The sequence below is a fragment of the Desulfobacteraceae bacterium genome (genome assembly GCA_022340425.1).
GTDB lineage: Bacteria > Desulfobacterota > Desulfobacteria > Desulfobacterales > JAABRJ01 > JAABRJ01.
On sequence record JAJDNY010000083.1, the window covers coordinates 1 to 16,194 of the forward strand.

Below are 16,194 nucleotides of genomic sequence, written 5' to 3' on the forward strand. Positions count from 1 at the left end.
CTGGCCGAGCGGATGCGGCCGCGCAGTCTGGACGAGTTCGTGGGTCAGGGGCACGTGGTGGGGGCGGACGGTCTGGTGCGGCGGGCCGTTGCCCGCGACCGGATCTTCTCGATGATTCTCTGGGGGCCGCCGGGCTGCGGCAAAACCACCCTGGCCCGGATCATCGCCCGGGAGACCCGCTCGCACTTCACCCAGTTTTCGGCGGTCCTCTCGGGGGTCAAGGAGATCCGCGCGGTGGTGGCCGAGGCCCGCGAGCAGCTCAAGATCCATCGCCGGCGGACGGTCCTTTTTGTGGACGAAATCCACCGCTTCAACAAAGCCCAGCAGGACGCCTTCCTGCACCACGTGGAGAGCGGCCTGATCACCCTGATCGGGGCCACCACCGAAAACCCCTCGTTTGAAGTCATCGCGCCACTTCTTTCCCGCTGCCGCGTGGTTACCCTCAACCCCCTGCAACCCGAGGAGATCGCGCTGGTCCTGGACCGCGCTCTGGCCGATGGCGACCGCGGCTTGGGGCGGCTCGGGCTTCGCCTCGAGGCCGACGCGCGCGAGCATCTGGTGCGGATTGCCGGCGGCGATGCCCGCAGCGCCCTCAACGGTCTGGAGCTGGCGGCGGCGTTGGCCGCCGAAGGCTCCGAGGGCCGGGTGCGGCTGGTGGATGTGGAAAAGGCCCTGCAGCGCAAGGCGCTGCGCTACGACAAGGCCGGGGAAGAACACTACAACCTGATTTCGGCCCTTCACAAAAGCATGCGGGGCAGCGACCCGGACGCCGCCCTTTACTGGCTGGGGCGGATGCTGGCGGCCGGCGAGGATGCGCTTTACATCGCCCGCCGGATGGTGCGCTTCGCCTCCGAGGATGTCGGCAACGCCGACCCCTACGCCCTGGGGGTCGCCATGCAGGCCGTGGAGGCGTTTCGATTTCTGGGCCACCCCGAAGGCGAGCTGGCCTTGGCCCAGGCCGCCGTCTATCTTGCCACCGCTCCCAAGAGCAACAGCGTCTACCGCGCTTACAGCGAGGTGCGGGCGGCCGTTCGGAAGACTGGCAGCCTGCCGGTTCCGCTGCACCTGCGCAACGCCCCCACCGCTTTGATGCGTGATCTCGGTTACGGCCGGGGCTACCAGTATGCCCACGACTTTCCCGAGGCCTGCGCACCCCAGCACCACCTGCCGGACGAACTGCGCGGGCGGCGCTTTTACCACCCCACCGAACGCGGCTACGAGCAGAGCGTCAAGCGGCGGCTGGACCGGTGGCGGCGGTTGCAGGCGGCCGGCGAGGACGAGGGGCGGACGTGAGGCCGCAGGTCCCGCAATCGGGAGCAGGTCACAGCCCCGCGGCCGGCAACCAAAACGTCCGGTCCGGAGGCTCCCAACCGCCGGGCGGGTCGCTGCCAAAGCTGCGCTCGGTGATCCTCAGCGCCCCCTCGCGGTCCATCAGCAGAAGGCTCGATGAACGGGTGCCGTAGTCGCGGCTGGTGATAAAAAGCGGTGACAGGCGCCGCTCCCACTCCTGGTCGACGCCCGTTTTCGGGAGGCACTGGTCCGGGGCTGGGGTGCGATCGCTGAGAAGGTCGAAGACCACCTCGGCCGTGACGGGGCCCGCCGCCAGCAGCCGCCCAAGCCGCTTTTTGCCGCGTGCGACTTTGGGCCAGGGGGTGTCCAGCAGGTGGTTGCTTAGACCGTAGAGACCGGTGCGCAGGCGTTGGATGCGGCCGTTGCGGTTGGAAAAAAAGAACAGGTCCGCACGGTCGCCCACCAGGAGGTTGAAGCCGTTGAAGCGCCCGCTTTGGGGGCGCAGGCCTTCCAGGTAGGCCAGGGGCGGCTGGTTGCCGGCGAGAAAATCGATTACCAGGCGACCGCGGCTTGGGGCATTGGCCTTGAGCGCCGCCGGGTCGCGGTAGTTGGTGATGGCGGCCCACCGTCCGTCGGCAGCAGCTCCCATCCAGGTGCCGCGGGCCTTCAGGTCGCGGCCGGCCAGGATCTTCTTTTGATCCTGCCAAAAGCCCAGCGGGGCTGTGGGCCTGGCATAGAACTCATCGCGATTGGCGGCCAAAACCAGCGGATAATCCGGACGGATCCGGTAGGCGAAGAGAATCAAGCACATTGCGTCCCCATTGACCAGAGATTCGGAATTATGATAGTTATCAAAATTTGATTTGTTAACAGAAAATCTTTTCATACGACAAAAAGGGAGGAAGTCAACATGCGTGAGGTGGTCTTGGTTAGCGGAGCGCGGACGGCCATCGGGGCCTTCGGCGGCGGGCTGAAAACAGTGTCGGTGGTGGATCTGGGTGCGCTGGTCATGAAGGCGGCCCTCAAGAGAGCCGGGTTGCGGCCGGAGCCGGGTGCGGATGTGCAGGCGCTGGCGCCGGACAAATTGCAGGGCCGGGGGCTGGCGGAGCCGGAAAAAGCCGGCCACGATTGGGACGCGGGCGCCACGCCGGTTAACGTCGACGAGGTCATCATGGGTAACGTCCTGCAGGCCTGCCAGGGCCAGAACACCGCCCGCCAGGCCATGATCCGCGCCGGCATTCCCAAGGAAACCCCGGCCTTCACGATCAACAAGGTCTGCGGCTCGGGCCTCAAGGCGATCGCTCTCGCGGCCGACGCCATCCGCTGCGGGGACGCCGACGTGGTCGTTGCCGGCGGGCAGGAGAACATGAGTCTCGCTCCCATGGCGCTGCCCAAGGCTCGCTGGGGCCACCGCATGGAACTCACCGGCACCGGCGAGATCTACGATCTGATGGTCTTCGACGGCCTTTACGAAATTTTCTACGGCTACCACATGGGCATCACTGCCGAAAACATCGCCGCCACCTACGCCATCAGCCGCCGCGAGCAGGACGAACTGGGCGTGCTCAGCCACAGCCGGGCTCGCAAGGCCATCACCGACGGCCTTTTTGCCCAGGAAATCGAACCGGTGGTGATCAAGAGCCGCAAGGGGGATATCGTTTTCGATACCGATGAGCGCCCCATGGACACCAACCTCGAGAAGATGGCCAAACTGCGGCCGGCCTTCAAATCCGACGGCAGCGTGACCGCCGGCAATGCCTCCGGCATCAACGATGCGGCCGCCGCGGTGGTTTTGATGAGTGCCCAAAAGGCCGCCGAACTGGGCCTGGAGCCGATTGCGCGGATCAAGGCCTACGCCGCTGGCGGGGTGGACCCGGCTTTCATGGGGCTCGGGGTGGTGCCGGCGGTACGCAAGGTGCTCAAAAAAACCGGCATGAGCGTCAAGGATTTGGACATCATCGAACTCAACGAGGCCTTCGCCGCCCAGGCCATTGGCTGCATGCGTGAGCTGGGGATCGCGACGGACTTCCCCAACCAGCTGGGCAGCGGCATCTCCCTGGGGCACCCCATCGGGTGCACCGGCGCCCGCCAGATGGTCACCGCCATGAACCATCTCAAACGAAGCGGTAAAAACAGCGCCCTGATCACCATGTGCATCGGCGGCGGCATGGGCATGGCGATGGTGATTGAAAGATGATCCCAAGCGGCGTTTTTTCTTTACTTTATAGGTGCTTATTGCTATAAATAAAAAATTGTGGAAGCGTCTTGGGCGCCTCCACCGGCAAAAAAGGACCTGCGGCAGCCCAAAGGAGTCAAGCGATAATGGATATTTCGAGAAGATTGGCCATTTTGGTGGTTTTTGGCGTTCCGGTGATCGTCGGCGGCGGGATCGTTTTTGCCCTCTTCGGCGATTTGAAACCGGTGTTGATTTACCAGGTGCTTTTGCTGCTGGTCGCCGGTGCGTTGGTCAGCAGATAATCCCCCTGTCCGGTGAGGGGTGCGGTAAAAACAAGGGTGCATCGCCCGTCAGCCGGCCTTCGGTTTGCCCACCAACCTCAACCTCAGCCGCGGCCCCGAACCTTTAGAATTTCTTGATTGATCAGACCCGCGCCGCCGCCGGCAGTATTTCCGGCGGCGGCGCGGCGGCGTATCAATTGTGCTGCCCGTTGCCCTGGTTTCGTCTGCAAACCGGTGCGGCGGCGGCCATGCTCCGGCGCCTTTGGCGGTTTTTCCGAAGCGGTTGGCGGGAAAGAGCAGTCAGATGGACAACAGCCGTCTTCGCTACACGATTCTGGCGTTTTTCCTGGTTCTGTTCGTGGTCTCCATCTTGCTGCTGGGCTGGTTGATGCGGCCGTTTCTGTCGATCATCATTCTGGCCGCGGTGGTGAGCAGCGCCTTTCACCCGCTCTATGAACTTTTGATTCGGCCCTGGGGGATCCCCCCCCGGCTGGCCTCGCTGTTTACCTGCGGCGTTATTTTTTTCATTCTGTTTCTCCCGATTATTTTTCTGGTGGGGGTGCTGGCCAGCGAGGCCAACGATCTTTACCACAAGGCTCTCGGCGCCGTGCTGGGCGGGGAGATCCGGCAGCTGCTGGAGGGCAGCCGGATGTTGGAGCAGATCAACGCGTTTCTGGCGCCTTTCCATTTCCAGGTGACCGGCGAGACCCTCAATGCCGCTTTGACGGAGCTTGGCAAGGAGGTCGGCCTGTTTCTTTACAAACAGGCCAATGCGATTGCCGCCAATACGCTGAGCTTTCTGTTTAACTTCTTCATGATGCTGCTGGTCAGCTTTTTCCTGTTGATCGACGGCGAGCGGCTGGTGGCCTTTATCGAGGACCTCTCGCCGCTGCCCCAGCGCCAGGATCACATGCTGGTGCAGAAATTCCGCGACATGGCCGGGGCCATCCTGATCGGCAATGGCATCTGCGGCCTGATCCAGGGTGTTCTCGGCGGGGCCCTGTTCGCCCTCTGCGGCTTGAGTTCGCCCATTCTCTGGGGGGTGATTATGGCCATCCTGGCCTTTTTACCCATCGTAGGGATCGGGGTGGTGCTGGTGCCGACGTCGGTATTTTTGCTGATGAAGGGGCGGATTGCAGCCGGCATTTTCTTTCTGGTTTTTTACGTCGTGGTTTCCTGCGGCATCGAGTATTTCTTCAAGCCCAAACTGGTCGGTTCGCGGGTGCGGATGCACACCTTGCTGGTGTTCTTGGCCATTTTGGGGGGGATGAAGCTCTTTGGCATTCTGGGCATCATCTACGGCCCCCTGGTGGTGACGGCGTTTCTGACCCTGACGGAAATTTACCGGGTCAACTACCAGGCGCTGATCGCCCCCAGCGGCAAGGAGCCCTGATCGCCGACCGGCCCCGAACCAACCCGATTTTTCCCGGGCGGGCATATCTTTCCCGCTTTCTCGGGCAGCGCCAGCGGTCTGGGCTTTAAATTTTTATACCCGCCGCGAAGGCCGCCCCAACAGTCAGGACTGAACCCACATGCAGACAGAATTCTACCCTGAGATCAGCATCGAGAAGGAAATGCGCAAGTCCTATCTCGATTATGCCATGAGCGTTATCATCGGCCGGGCCCTGCCCGACGTGCGCGACGGGCTCAAGCCGGTTCACCGGCGGGTGCTCTTCGCTATGAGCGAGCTCAGCAACGACTGGAACAAACCCTACAAGAAATCGGCGCGCATCGTCGGCGATGTCATCGGCAAGTACCATCCCCACGGCGACTCGGCCGTATACGACACGATCGTGCGGATGGCCCAGGACTTTTCGCTGCGCTACCCGATGGTCGACGGCCAGGGAAACTTCGGCTCCATCGACGGCGACCCGGCGGCAGCCATGCGCTACACCGAAATCCGCATGACGCGCCTGGCGCATCAGATGCTGGCCGATCTGGACAAGGAAACCGTTGACTGGGTCCCCAACTACGACGAGTCCCTCAGCGAGCCGGCCGTCATGCCGGCCAAAATACCCTCGCTGCTGATCAACGGCTCTTCGGGCATCGCAGTCGGCATGGCCACCAACATCCCGCCCCACAATATCACCGAGGCCGTCGACGCCATCAACGCCCTGATCGACTCCCCCGAGCTCAGCTCGGAGGAATTGATGGCCTTTATCCCCGGGCCGGATTTCCCCACTGCCGGGATCATATACGGCACCCAGGGAATCCGCGAGGCCTACCAGACCGGGCGGGGGATCATCCGGGTGCGGGCGCGCGCCTGCGTCGAGGAGGAGGACAAAAGCGGGCGCGAGAGCATCATCGTCACCGAACTGCCCTATCAGGTCAACAAGGCCCGGCTGATCGAAAAGATCGCCGAACTCGTCAAGAACAAGCAGATCGAGGGTGTCAGCTTCGTGCGCGACGAGTCCGACCGTCAGGGCATGCGGATTGCCATCGGGGTCAAGCGCGAGGCCATGGGCGGCGTCGTCCTCAACCAGCTCTACAAGCACACCCAGATGTCCACCAGCTTCGGGATCATCTTTCTGGCCGTGGTCGACGGCCGCCCGGAGCTGCTGTCGCTGCGCGAAATCCTGGACCACTTCATCGACCACCGCAAACAGATTATCGTCCGGCGCACCCGCTTCGACCTGAAAAAGGCCGAGGCCCGGGCCCACATTCTCGAAGGTCTCAAGACCGCGCTGGACAACCTCGACGCGGTGGTCGGCATGATTCGCCAGTCCAGCTCACCGGTCGAAGCCAAAAGCCGCCTGATGGCGGCCTTCAGTCTGACCGACATCCAGGCCCAGGCCATTTTGGACATGCGCCTGCAACGGCTGACGGGGCTGGAGCGCGATAAAATCGTCGAGGAGTACGAAACCGTGCTCAAGGACATCGCGCGCTTCCGCGAAATCCTGGGCAGCGAGCGCCTCGTGCTGGACATCATCCAGGAGGAACTGCGCGAGATCAAGGCCGAGTTCGGCGACGGGCGCCGCACCGAAATCGTCGAAGCCGCCCCGGACATCAGCATCGAGGATATGATCGCCGAGGAGGACATGGTGGTCACCATCTCCAACAGCGGCTACATCAAACGCAACCCGCTGAGCCTCTACCAGAGCCAGCGGCGCGGCGGCCGGGGCAAGACCGCCATGGGGACCAAGGAGGAGGATTTCGTCGAACACCTGTTCGTGGCCTCCACCCACCATTTTCTGCTCTTTTTCACCAACCGCGGCAAGGTTTACTGGATCAAGGTCTACGATCTGCCCCTGTCCGGTCGCCAAAGCCGGGGTAAGGCGATCGTCAACCTGCTGGATTTCGAGGAGGGTGAGAACCTCACCACCGTGCTGGCGGTGCCGGCTTTTGAACCCGGGCATCATGTCCTGATGGCCACCAAAAACGGGGTTATCAAAAAGACCGACCTCATGGCCTTCAGCCGTCCGCGGGCCGGCGGGATCATCGCCGTGGACCTGATGGAGGGCGACGAACTGATCGCGGCCCGGATCACCGACGGCACCCGCAACGTTTTTCTGGGCTCGGCCATGGGTCAGTCGATTCGCTTTCTGGAATCCGAGGTGCGCCCCACCGGTCGGACCGCCCGCGGGGTGCGTGGCATGAGCCTCGCGCCGGGGGACCGCATCGTCAGCATGGAGGTGCTCAGCCACGGACAGACGCTGTTTACGGCCACCGAAAACGGCTTCGGCAAGCGGACCTTGATCGACGAATACCCGATTCAAAAACGGGGCGGCAAAGGGGTCATCACCATCAAGACAACCGAGCGCAACGGCCTCGTGGTCGCCATCCACCTGGTGGCGGAAGACGATGAGGTGATGCTGATCACCGACCGCGGCAAGATCATCCGGATTCCCGTCAACGGCATCTCGGTCATCAGCCGCAACACCCAGGGGGTCACCCTCATGGGCATGGAGCCCGATGAGCGCATCGTCAGCACCGCCAGACTGGCGGAGAAGGAAGTAGTGGAATGAAGCCAACATCAGACAGCGGCAGCCTGCGCATCGCCGTGATCGGGGCCGGCAGCTGGGGCACGGCGCTGGCCAACCTGCTGGCCGGCAAAGGCTACCAGGTGCAGCAGTGGGTGTTCGAGGCGGAGGTCAGGGACCAGATCCTCAACCACCGTGAAAACCAGGTCTTTTTGCCGGGTGTCACCCTCTCGGAGAACCTGACGCCTTCCAACGATCTGGGGGCGGTGGTGGCCGGGAAGGACCTGCTGCTGGTGGTCGTACCCTCCCATGTCATGCGGGCCGTCAGCCAGGATATGGCGGCCGCCATCAGCGGGACACCGGTGGTGGTGTCGGCCTCCAAGGGGATCGAGAACGTCACCCATCTCACCATGTCGGGGATCCTGCGCGAAACGCTGCCCATGATTCCCCAATCCCACCTGGCGGTTTTGTCGGGCCCCAGTTTTGCGCGCGAGGTGGCCCGCAACGTGCCCACCGCGGTGACCCTGGCCGCCAGCGACGACGGCGACGCGCGGCTGGTGCAGGCGGCCTTCGCCACCCCCTCCTTCCGAGTCTACACCAGCCAAGACCTGATCGGCGTTGAACTGGGCGGTGCGGTCAAGAACGTGATCGCGATCGCCGCCGGCATCATCGACGGCCTGGGGCTGGGCCTGAACACGCGCGCCGCCCTGATCACCCGCGGGCTTACCGAGATCCGCCGCCTGGGCCTGCGGCTGGGGGCCAATCCCCGCACCTTCACCGGCCTGGCCGGCGTCGGGGATCTGCTGCTGACCTGCACCGGCGACCTGTCGCGTAACCACACGGTGGGCAAGAAAATCGGCGAAGGGATGAAGCTCTCGCAGATCCTGGGTGAGATGCGGATGGTGGCCGAGGGGGTCAAAACGGCCAAGTCGGTCTACAACCTCTCCCGCAAACTGGGGGTCGAGATGCCCATTTCACACGAGATCTACCACATCCTCTACGACGATGAATCCCCCCGTAAGGCCCTTCAAAATTTGATGACCCGGGACCTGAAGCATGAACTGGATGACTTTTGACCCGGGGTGCCGAGTAAAAATGGGGACGATCTCCGCTACGCCGCAAAAGGCGGACGGGCACCGGCAGCGGTTGCGGGAGCGGTTTCTGGCGGCAGGGCTGGCCGGGTTTCACGACTACGAGGTGATCGAGCTGCTGCTCACCCTGGCGACCCCCCGCAGGGACTGCAAGACGTCCGCCAAGGCGGCCCTGGCGCGCTTTAAAACCCTGCAGGGGGTGCTGGAAGCATCCCCTGCGGAGCTGACCCAGGTGGCGGGCATCGGGCCGCGCAACGCCCTGGGCATCCGCCTGGTGAAAGCGGTGGCCGAACGCTACCTCGAAAGCAAGGTTTTGAAAGGCGACCCGCTCAGCAACTCGCGGGCGCTTTTCGACTATCTCTACGGCAGCCTGCGCGACCGCACGCGGGAATGCTTCAAGGTGCTCTACCTGGATGTCCGCAACCGCGTGCTGGCCAGCGAAGACCTTTTCGAGGGGACGCTGACCGCCAGTTCGGTCTACCCCCGCGAGGTGGTGCGGGCCGCCCTGACGCATCATGCCGCGGCGCTGATTTTCGCCCACAACCACCCCTCCGGAGACCCGGCCCCGTCGACCCAGGACGTGGCCCTCACGCGCCAGCTGGTCTTCGCCTGCCGGGTGATGGGGATCACGGTTCACGAGCATATCATCGTGGGCAACAACCGCTATTTCAGCTTTGCCGACAGCGGCCAGATCGCCCGCATGAACCGGGAATTCGAAGACCGGCACCCCTAAGGTCTCCGGCACCGCGTTACCCCAGCGAAAAGGACGCTCCATGGACCCCAAACCCAACCGCCACCCCCCCTGCTTCGGCGATTTAAAAACCGTTTTCCCCAAGGGGCCCGACGGCTTGCGCCACACGCCACGGCAATGTATGATCTGCGTTTTCAAAACCGAATGCCTGCGCAGCGCCATGGACGGCGCCGATGGGTTGGGGGTCCGGGAGGAATCGGTCGATCGGGCATACGCCGCCGGGATGATCGGTTTTTTTCAGCGCTGGTCGCGCAAAAAGGATCTGCGCCGCCGCCAGGCCGATGCCAAAAAGCCCGAGGGCCCAGATGGCGCCTGAAACGCCGCCCGCCGAAGTGAGACAGGTGGGAATGCCCGTCAAAAGGTTTTTGTCCCGCAAATATCTGCTGCCTATGCTGCTGCTGGGGATCGTTGCGGCGGCCGCCGCCTGGTATTTGGCCGGCCCGATCTGGGAGCTGCTGGGCGCGGGGGTTCGCTTTCTGGCCGACCGCGCGGCGGTTGAAGCCTATATCGCCTCCTTCGGACTCTGGGCGCCGCTGATCTTCATGGCCCTCCAGGTGCTGCAGGTGATTTTCGCACCGGTGCCCGGTGAAGCCACCGGATTTATCGGGGGCTATCTTTTCGGCACCGGGCTGGGGTTCCTCTATTCCAGCCTCGCTCTCACGGCGGGCTCAGGGATCAATTTCGCCATCGGGCGGTTTTTGGGCAGACGCTATGTCCGCAAGCTGATCCCGGCTGAAAGACTGGCCCAGTTTGACACCCTTCTCAAACGCCAGGGGCTCATCGTGGTGTTCTGCCTGTTTGTGCTGCCCGGCTTTCCCAAAGATTACCTCTGTCTTTTTCTGGGCCTCAGCACGCTGCCGTGGAAGGTGTTTCTGATCCTGGCGGCCATCGGGCGGATGCCGGGGACCTTGCTGCTCAGCCTACAGGGTGCCGCAATTTACGAGCGCATGTACGGGGTGTTCGGCCTGGTCTTGGTGGGCTCTCTGCTGGCGGGGCTGTTGGCCTACCGCTTCCGGGAGGCGATCTATCGCTGGGTGGAGCGCATGAACACCCATTGAGGCAGGGCTGGCGGCTTACGGCCGGGGAGTGAGCGGATTCCAGTTTCGGGGCCCGGGGCCGATAACGAAAATTGACACTGTGCAAAAAAATGAACGGGAAACGACTTCCCTAATACCGACCTTTCGGGACCTCAGACCATAACCATATCAGCCAAGATGAAGCGGTAAAAAGTCAAAACTCAGACGGTTTCGAAAAAAGCGCCAAGTTCAAGGCGCGCGAATCTCAGCGGCGTGAGGCGCACTAATGTACGCCGCAGCGACTTTGAGATGAAGCGCAACGCAGAAATTGGGCTTTTTGCGGAACCGTCAGCCAAGGAGGTTGGGGTGGCATACTGGAGTGTGCGGGAAGAACTGAGTCAGGCGAACCGCTTGCGGCGGTCTTACTATGAAATCCTGCGGGACGAACTGGACCAGTTCATGCTCCGATATGCACTGATCGATTCCTACAGCCGATTCTGCAGCCAGGGGGAGGACTACCCTTTCGTGGAAAAGCGCGAACTCAAGCCCCGGGCGCGCATCCCAGACATAGAATACGAATGCCAAAATACTTTCCTGGTGATCTTTGTGGAGGATGCCATTCCTCCGGTCAACAAAAAATACATCCGCTTCTTCGATGTCAACCGGACCACCAAGACCAATTTGCTGCAGTCCAAGAGCCTGCCCCTGCGAGACGATTTCGACCGCAATCAGAAATATCTGGATTCGGTCCATTTTTATGATTTCGTAAAAGTCCTCCTGCCGGTGGACTACGCCCTGCTGATCCAGCGCGACCCGAGCACCCGCATCCGCGACCGTTACTACCTGTCCCACTTCCATGTGCGCATCGACTGGCCCATCGCCGATGCCGCCGAGGACCTCGCCCGCAGTTTGCGCTATATCTCCAAGGACCTCTACGAAAAAGGGGACAAATACGCCGAGGACGTCCAAAAAAAATTCTTCGAATACTACGGCCTGCCGGTAATGGCCGGGGGGCGCCGGACCGCGGCCATCGTCGCGGCCCAGTACCTCAAGCGGATCCCCTGCATCAGCACGGTTTACGCCAGCAGCAGCGAATCGCGGGCGCTCCTCCGGATTTCCGAGCGGGGGACCTCCAAGGCGGTGCTGATGAAGCTCTCCGTCGACGACATGGCCCGAATCGCCGCCGAAAGCAAGATGGCCCTGCGGACTTTCAAGAAGAACTACCTGGTGGCGCACTGCGGCAAAAACGGCATCTGCCTTTTCCAAACCACTTACAGCTACACCAACCACGCCCGCCGGCCGGATGACGGCAAGCTGCGGGAAATCAAGTTCGACCTCAACTGGCTGTCCGTCGACGGGCAGCATATCCTGCCCAAACCGGGGGTCTGGAAATACCCCCCGCTGTCCATCAATATGATCTATTCCTGAAGAGGCTGGCGGCGATCCACGCCCGTGGCCGGCGCCGGTGGGGTTTTCAGAGGACCTTCATCATCGCGGTTTCGTCGCAATCGGGAAATTTGACGCAGGTGATGCAGCCGGACCATATCTTGAGGGGCAGTTCGGCGCGGTCGATGACCGTGAAGCCGAACTTGCGGAAGAAGCCCGGTTCGTAGGTCAGGGTGAACACCTTGCGGATATTGTAGGCCCGGGCTTCGGCGATGGCCGTTGCGGTCAGTTGGTGGCCGATGTGTCGGCCCACATGCTCGGCCCGGACGGCCAGGGATCGGATCTCGGCGAGATCCTCCCAGCAGAACTGCAGCGCGCAGCAGCCAAGGACCAGGCCGCTCTCGGGCGCCTCCCAGACGTAAAAATCCCGGACATGGTCGTAGAGCTCGCTCAGCGGGCGCGCCAGCAGTTTGCCCTGGCGCCCATACTCCTGCAGCAGGCCGTGGATGGCCTTGATGTCACTGATTTTGGCTTTGCGGATCATGGCCGGCTCTATAGCATGCGCTAAGGTCAAATCAAACTGGAAAAATAGCGGCGTCCCGTGCCCCTCCGGCGACCGCCGGCGGGGCTCACGGCCGGGGGGTTGTGCCTTTTTTGAAAAGCGCCCCCACCGCCGGGGATGGGGGCGGGCCTGCCGCACGGCCGCTGGCGGGGTCCATCAAGACCCGCGTCAGGCTCGGGGGGACGTCAAAGCCCGCTGTCGGCCGGCCAGCCAACGCCGTCCGCATGAAATCGGTCCAGATGGGCAGTGCGCTTCGGGCGCCGCTGGCCTCCGGGCCGATGGGACGCCGGTCGTCGCGGCCGACCCAGACCCCCGCGGCGATCTCCGGCGAGAAGCCCACAAACAGGGCATCGCGGTATTCGTCGGTGGTGCCGGTTTTGCCCGCCAGCGGGTGCCCCGGAACCTCGGCGCCACGGCCGGTGCCCTCCCGGATCACTGCGGTCAGCAGGTCGGTGGTGATGGCCGCGTCCTCGCGGGACATGGCGGCGCTTTTCTGGGGGCGGGCCCGCCAGATGACCCGGCCCACGCGATCCTGCACCTCCGCCAGGACGAAGGGCCGGATATGGTTACCCTGGCGGGCGAAGACGGCATAGGCCGCGGTCAACTCCGCCAGCGTCACCTCGCTGGCGCCTAAAGCCAGGGACAGGTTCGGCTGCAGCGGGGATTCGATCCCCAGGCGGTGGGCAAAGCGGACCACCGCCTGGGGGCCGACTTTCTCCAGCAGCCGAACCGCCGGAATGTTTTTGGACAGGGCCAGGGCCTTGCGCAGGGGGATCTCGCCCTCGAAGCCGGGGCTGAAATTGGCCGGCGCCCAGTCGCGGCCCTGGTCCGCCCCCCGAAACACCACCGGTGCGTCCAGCAGCGGCGAGGCCTGGGTAAACCCCTGCTCGATGGCGCAGGCAAAGAGCAGCGGCTTGAAGGCCGAGCCGGGCTGCCGCCGGGCCGCCGTGGCGCGGTTGAAGGGGCTGCGGGAAAAGTCGGCACCTCCCACCAGGGCTAGGATGCCGCCGGTGTGGATGTCCAGGCAGATCAAAGCTCCTTCCACCGGGGGCACCCCGTGAACTTGGCTTTGGGATCCATTGAGCGTCTCAAGTCCCCTGCCCAGGGTACTTTCGGCCGCGGCTTGCAGGCGGCTTGAGAGCGTCGTGACAACCCGCAGGCCTTCCCGGTAGAGACGCGCCGGGCCGACGGCGGCCTCCAATTCGGCCTTGACGGTCTCGATGAAATAAGGGGCCACGGGGGTTTCCCGGCGGCTGGCGGGGCTTGTTGCCAGGGGACTTGAAAGCGCCAGGTGGTAGCGCTCGGCGCTGATGGCGCCGTTATCGCGCATCTGCCGCAGAACGAGGTTTCGGCGCGCCAGGGCCAGGTCTGGATTGACCAGGGGGGAATAGCGCGACGGCGCCTTGGGCAGACCGGCGATCAGGGCGCATTCGGCGAGGTTCAGATCCGTCACCGGTTTGTCGAAATAGCGCCTGGCCGCGGCGGCAACGCCATAGGCGCCGCTGCCCAGATAGATCTGGTTGAGGTAAAGGGTCAGGATCTCGTCCTTGGTGTAGCGGCGTTCCAGCTGAAAGGCCAGAATGGCCTCCCGGAGTTTGCGCACCAGGGTCTTTTTGGGTGTCAGAAAAAGGGTTTTGGCGATCTGTTGGCTGATGGTGCTGGCCCCTTCGACGAAGGCGCCGGCGCGGATGTTCCTGGCGGCGGCGCGCAGGACCCCCTTAGGATCGACCCCGCTGTGGTGGTAGAAATTGCGGTCCTCGGTGGTCAGCAGCGCGGATATGAGGTCGGCCGGGATATCCGAGAGGGCTACCGGATCCCGGTTCTCCTGAAACAGTTCGGCCAGCGGGAGCCCGTCGGCGGAGTAGATCCGAGTAACCGCCGAGGGGCTGAAGCCCTCCAGGGAGCGAATTTGGGGAAGGTCGCGGGTCAGGGCCAGCAGCGCGCCGAAAAGCGCACCGCAGCCCAGGGCCAGAATCGCGCCGAGCACGGCTATCAGGCCGGTTTTGGAAAAGGGCAGCTTGAACATGGCCGGTCTTGGTGTTATGAAGCAGGTCGGCAGTCGCCGCGGGCGGCCTTCGTCGGCAGGCCCGCAACGCTTTTTGAGCCGCCCGTCCCCCAAGGAGATCCCGCATGCATGACCACCACCATCATGATCACGACCCCCATGACCATCATCACCACCCCCATCACCACGCCGCCGAGCAACCCGCCCTCAGCTTCCAAGAGAAGTTCCTGAAGCTCCTGGAGCATTGGCTGCAGCACAACGCCGATCATGCCGCCGGATATCGCGACTGGGCGGACCGCGCCCGGGAAAACGGGCTGCCCGATGCCGCCGCGCTGCTGGAGGAGGCCGCCGCTATGACCCTGGAAATCAACCGCAAATTCGAGGCCGCGGCAAAAGCCGCCAAGAACTGACGCGATGCCGTCGGCCGGGCGCCGGACTTCCGGCTCCCGCGTCTACCAGCGGACCTCTTCCCAGGTGAAGACGCCACCGGATGTCAGCAACCGGCAGGCGCAGCCGACCGCCACCGTTTCGCTGTGGAGGACGTTCATCAGGACCATGTCGAGACCGGCCGCCGCCAGCATCGGCAGATAGGTTTGCTCCAGCAGCAGGCGCTGCCGGCGGTAACCCCTGCCGGTGGTCAGGTTTGAAAGCCCGGCGATGGTCCTGACGGGAAACCCCAGCACCTCCGGCAGCTGGCGCAGAATGGTCAGCATCTCGCGGGCCTGCCGATTGCCGTCCTGCCAGGCGAGGGGCACCACCACCGGGTCGATGATCAGCCGCTGGGGCGCGATGCCCGCCGCCTGGCAGGACTGCAGGAGGTCCACCGCCAGGCCCAGACGCTCGGCGGCGTCCTGGGGCACGTGGCTTCCGGGGGTCAGCAGAAAGCCGATGATGTCGGCATCATAGGCTCGTGCCAGGGGCAGGATGCGCGCCAATTTGGCCGGCTCCAGTGAAAACCCGTTGATGATGGTCCCCGGTCCGGCGGCCCGCAGGCCGGCCTCCATGGCCGCCGGGTTGGCTGTGTCGATCAGAAGCGGCAGATCGGTGGCGCTGCGCACCGCCTCCACCAGAAAGGTCATCTGGGTTTGGGGGTCGTGCGTCAACGGGCCGGAATTGACGTCGATGGCCTGGGCGCCGGCCGCCGCGCATCTTTGGACGAGTTCACATACCGGACGGGGGTCGCGGGCGGCCAAGGCCGCTGCGATCGCCGGATCGGTAATCTGAAGGTTGTCGGCCACCAGCAGCACGGGCGCTCCTTCCTTTTTTTGCAAGCGCCGCTAAAGCGCTCAGCGGCTTTCTTCTTAACGTCCCTCCCGCGCGAATGCAACCCCGCAAACTCTCCGCCGCGGCTGTCGGCAATTTCCCGGCCGGGGGGCCGTCAGGCCGGCCAGCAGGCCGCCAGGTGGGCGATGGAAGCCGCCAGGCGTTTGTAGGAAAAGACCTCCAGCGAAACGGTTCCCCGGAAGCTTTCCAGCAGCGGCAGGACGCGCGCCATGTCGGCCGGCGGCAGGCGCTCCAGGCCGAGGTGGTCGCGGCCGTCGTCCACCCCGTGCAGGTGAAGGATGGTGGTGCGTCCGGCAAATGCCCGCCAGTTGTCTTCCAGATCGAGGTCATAGAGCAGGAGGTGGCCAAGATCCAAACAGACCGCCAGATCGAGTTCGAGGATCAGCGGGGTCAGCCACTGGAGGGGGTAGGCGAGCGTTTCGACGCTGATGC

General features: G+C 63.7%; 16 protein-coding genes. 11 read left to right on the plus strand and 5 right to left on the minus strand.

Going from position 1 to position 16,194, the window contains the following annotated elements; all coding sequences use genetic code 11:
- Positions 1 to 1,293 (plus strand): replication-associated recombination protein A (locus LJE63_07615; protein ID MCG6906476.1); only part of this gene is annotated, 1,293 nt, incomplete at its 5' end.
- 28 nt (positions 1,294 to 1,321) lie between these two features.
- Here LJE63_07615 and LJE63_07620 read toward each other — a convergent pair.
- On the minus strand, positions 1,322 to 2,101 hold the full coding sequence (locus LJE63_07620) for an NRDE family protein (protein ID MCG6906477.1): 780 nt from the start codon (positions 2,099 to 2,101) through the stop codon (positions 1,322 to 1,324).
- A 99-nt stretch (positions 2,102 to 2,200) separates the two neighbouring features.
- Between LJE63_07620 and LJE63_07625 the strand changes: the two genes are divergently transcribed.
- From LJE63_07625 to LJE63_07665, 9 genes are all read left to right on the plus strand, one after another.
- Complete coding sequence (locus tag LJE63_07625) at positions 2,201 to 3,487, plus strand: acetyl-CoA C-acetyltransferase (protein ID MCG6906478.1); 1,287 nt, start codon at positions 2,201 to 2,203, stop codon at positions 3,485 to 3,487.
- A 68-nt stretch (positions 3,488 to 3,555) separates the two neighbouring features.
- Entirely contained in the window at positions 3,556 to 3,768 is a 213-nt protein-coding gene (locus LJE63_07630; protein ID MCG6906479.1) for a hypothetical protein, read from the plus strand.
- Positions 3,769 to 4,051: 283 nt separating this feature from the next.
- The gene (locus LJE63_07635) at positions 4,052 to 5,140 is read left to right on the plus strand and encodes an AI-2E family transporter (protein MCG6906480.1); all 1,089 of its coding nucleotides are present in this window, start codon (positions 4,052 to 4,054) and stop codon (positions 5,138 to 5,140) included.
- A gap of 139 nt (positions 5,141 to 5,279) precedes the next feature.
- Positions 5,280 to 7,712, plus strand: coding sequence for a DNA gyrase subunit A (gene gyrA, locus LJE63_07640; protein MCG6906481.1), 2,433 nt, complete (start codon positions 5,280 to 5,282; stop codon positions 7,710 to 7,712).
- Complete coding sequence (locus LJE63_07645; GenBank protein ID MCG6906482.1) at positions 7,709 to 8,743, plus strand: NAD(P)-dependent glycerol-3-phosphate dehydrogenase; 1,035 nt, start codon at positions 7,709 to 7,711, stop codon at positions 8,741 to 8,743. Before gyrA ends, LJE63_07645 begins: the two co-directional genes overlap by 4 nt.
- Before the next feature lie 19 nt (positions 8,744 to 8,762).
- Positions 8,763 to 9,491 (plus strand): DNA repair protein RadC, encoded by a 729-nt coding sequence (gene radC / locus LJE63_07650; GenBank protein ID MCG6906483.1) that lies wholly within the window; start codon positions 8,763 to 8,765, stop codon positions 9,489 to 9,491.
- A 40-nt stretch (positions 9,492 to 9,531) separates the two neighbouring features.
- Positions 9,532 to 9,825 (plus strand): hypothetical protein, encoded by a 294-nt coding sequence (locus tag LJE63_07655; GenBank protein ID MCG6906484.1) that lies wholly within the window; start codon positions 9,532 to 9,534, stop codon positions 9,823 to 9,825.
- Between the two features lie 31 nt (positions 9,826 to 9,856).
- Positions 9,857 to 10,567 (plus strand): TVP38/TMEM64 family protein, encoded by a 711-nt coding sequence (locus tag LJE63_07660; protein ID MCG6906485.1) that lies wholly within the window; start codon positions 9,857 to 9,859, stop codon positions 10,565 to 10,567.
- Positions 10,568 to 10,891: 324 nt separating this feature from the next.
- A complete protein-coding gene (locus LJE63_07665; GenBank protein MCG6906486.1) occupies positions 10,892 to 11,953 on the plus strand; it encodes a hypothetical protein in 1,062 nt (353 codons plus the stop codon).
- A gap of 46 nt (positions 11,954 to 11,999) precedes the next feature.
- Here the strand turns inward: LJE63_07665 and LJE63_07670 are convergent, their stop codons facing one another.
- Positions 12,000 to 12,455, minus strand: coding sequence for an N-acetyltransferase (locus LJE63_07670; GenBank protein MCG6906487.1), 456 nt, complete (start codon positions 12,453 to 12,455; stop codon positions 12,000 to 12,002).
- An 85-nt stretch (positions 12,456 to 12,540) separates the two neighbouring features.
- The gene (locus LJE63_07675; GenBank protein ID MCG6906488.1) at positions 12,541 to 14,499 is read right to left on the minus strand and encodes a PBP1A family penicillin-binding protein; all 1,959 of its coding nucleotides are present in this window, start codon (positions 14,497 to 14,499) and stop codon (positions 12,541 to 12,543) included.
- A 104-nt stretch (positions 14,500 to 14,603) separates the two neighbouring features.
- On the opposite strand from LJE63_07675, the gene LJE63_07680 reads away from it, so the two are divergent.
- Complete coding sequence (locus LJE63_07680) at positions 14,604 to 14,888, plus strand: hypothetical protein (GenBank protein ID MCG6906489.1); 285 nt, start codon at positions 14,604 to 14,606, stop codon at positions 14,886 to 14,888.
- A gap of 42 nt (positions 14,889 to 14,930) precedes the next feature.
- Here LJE63_07680 and LJE63_07685 read toward each other — a convergent pair whose 3' ends face one another.
- Both LJE63_07685 and LJE63_07690 read right to left on the minus strand, forming a co-directional pair.
- A complete protein-coding gene (locus LJE63_07685; protein MCG6906490.1) occupies positions 14,931 to 15,725 on the minus strand; it encodes a dihydropteroate synthase in 795 nt (264 codons plus the stop codon).
- Positions 15,726 to 15,856: 131 nt separating this feature from the next.
- Positions 15,857 to 16,194, minus strand: a 338-nt coding sequence (locus LJE63_07690) for a hypothetical protein (protein ID MCG6906491.1), incomplete at its 5' end; no start/stop codon positions are given.

What these genes read in the sequence shown, in the direction of transcription:
- LJE63_07660 (MCG6906485.1), top strand. Translation starts at nt 9,857, where the DNA reads ATGCCCGTCAAAAGGTTTTTGTCCCGCAAATATCTGCTGCCTATGCTG.
- LJE63_07655 (MCG6906484.1), top strand. Translation starts at nt 9,532, where the DNA reads ATGGACCCCAAACCCAACCGCCACCCCCCCTGCTTCGGCGATTTAAAA.
- LJE63_07675 (MCG6906488.1), bottom strand. Translation starts at nt 14,499, where the DNA reads ATGTTCAAGCTGCCCTTTTCCAAAACCGGCCTGATAGCCGTGCTCGGC.
- LJE63_07645 (MCG6906482.1), top strand. Translation starts at nt 7,709, where the DNA reads ATGAAGCCAACATCAGACAGCGGCAGCCTGCGCATCGCCGTGATCGGG.
- radC (MCG6906483.1), top strand. Translation starts at nt 8,763, where the DNA reads ATGGGGACGATCTCCGCTACGCCGCAAAAGGCGGACGGGCACCGGCAG.
- LJE63_07680 (MCG6906489.1), top strand. Translation starts at nt 14,604, where the DNA reads ATGCATGACCACCACCATCATGATCACGACCCCCATGACCATCATCAC.
- LJE63_07635 (MCG6906480.1), top strand. Translation starts at nt 4,052, where the DNA reads ATGGACAACAGCCGTCTTCGCTACACGATTCTGGCGTTTTTCCTGGTT.
- LJE63_07625 (MCG6906478.1), top strand. Translation starts at nt 2,201, where the DNA reads ATGCGTGAGGTGGTCTTGGTTAGCGGAGCGCGGACGGCCATCGGGGCC.
- LJE63_07620 (MCG6906477.1), bottom strand. Translation starts at nt 2,101, where the DNA reads ATGTGCTTGATTCTCTTCGCCTACCGGATCCGTCCGGATTATCCGCTG.
- LJE63_07670 (MCG6906487.1), bottom strand. Translation starts at nt 12,455, where the DNA reads ATGATCCGCAAAGCCAAAATCAGTGACATCAAGGCCATCCACGGCCTG.
- gyrA (MCG6906481.1), top strand. Translation starts at nt 5,280, where the DNA reads ATGCAGACAGAATTCTACCCTGAGATCAGCATCGAGAAGGAAATGCGC.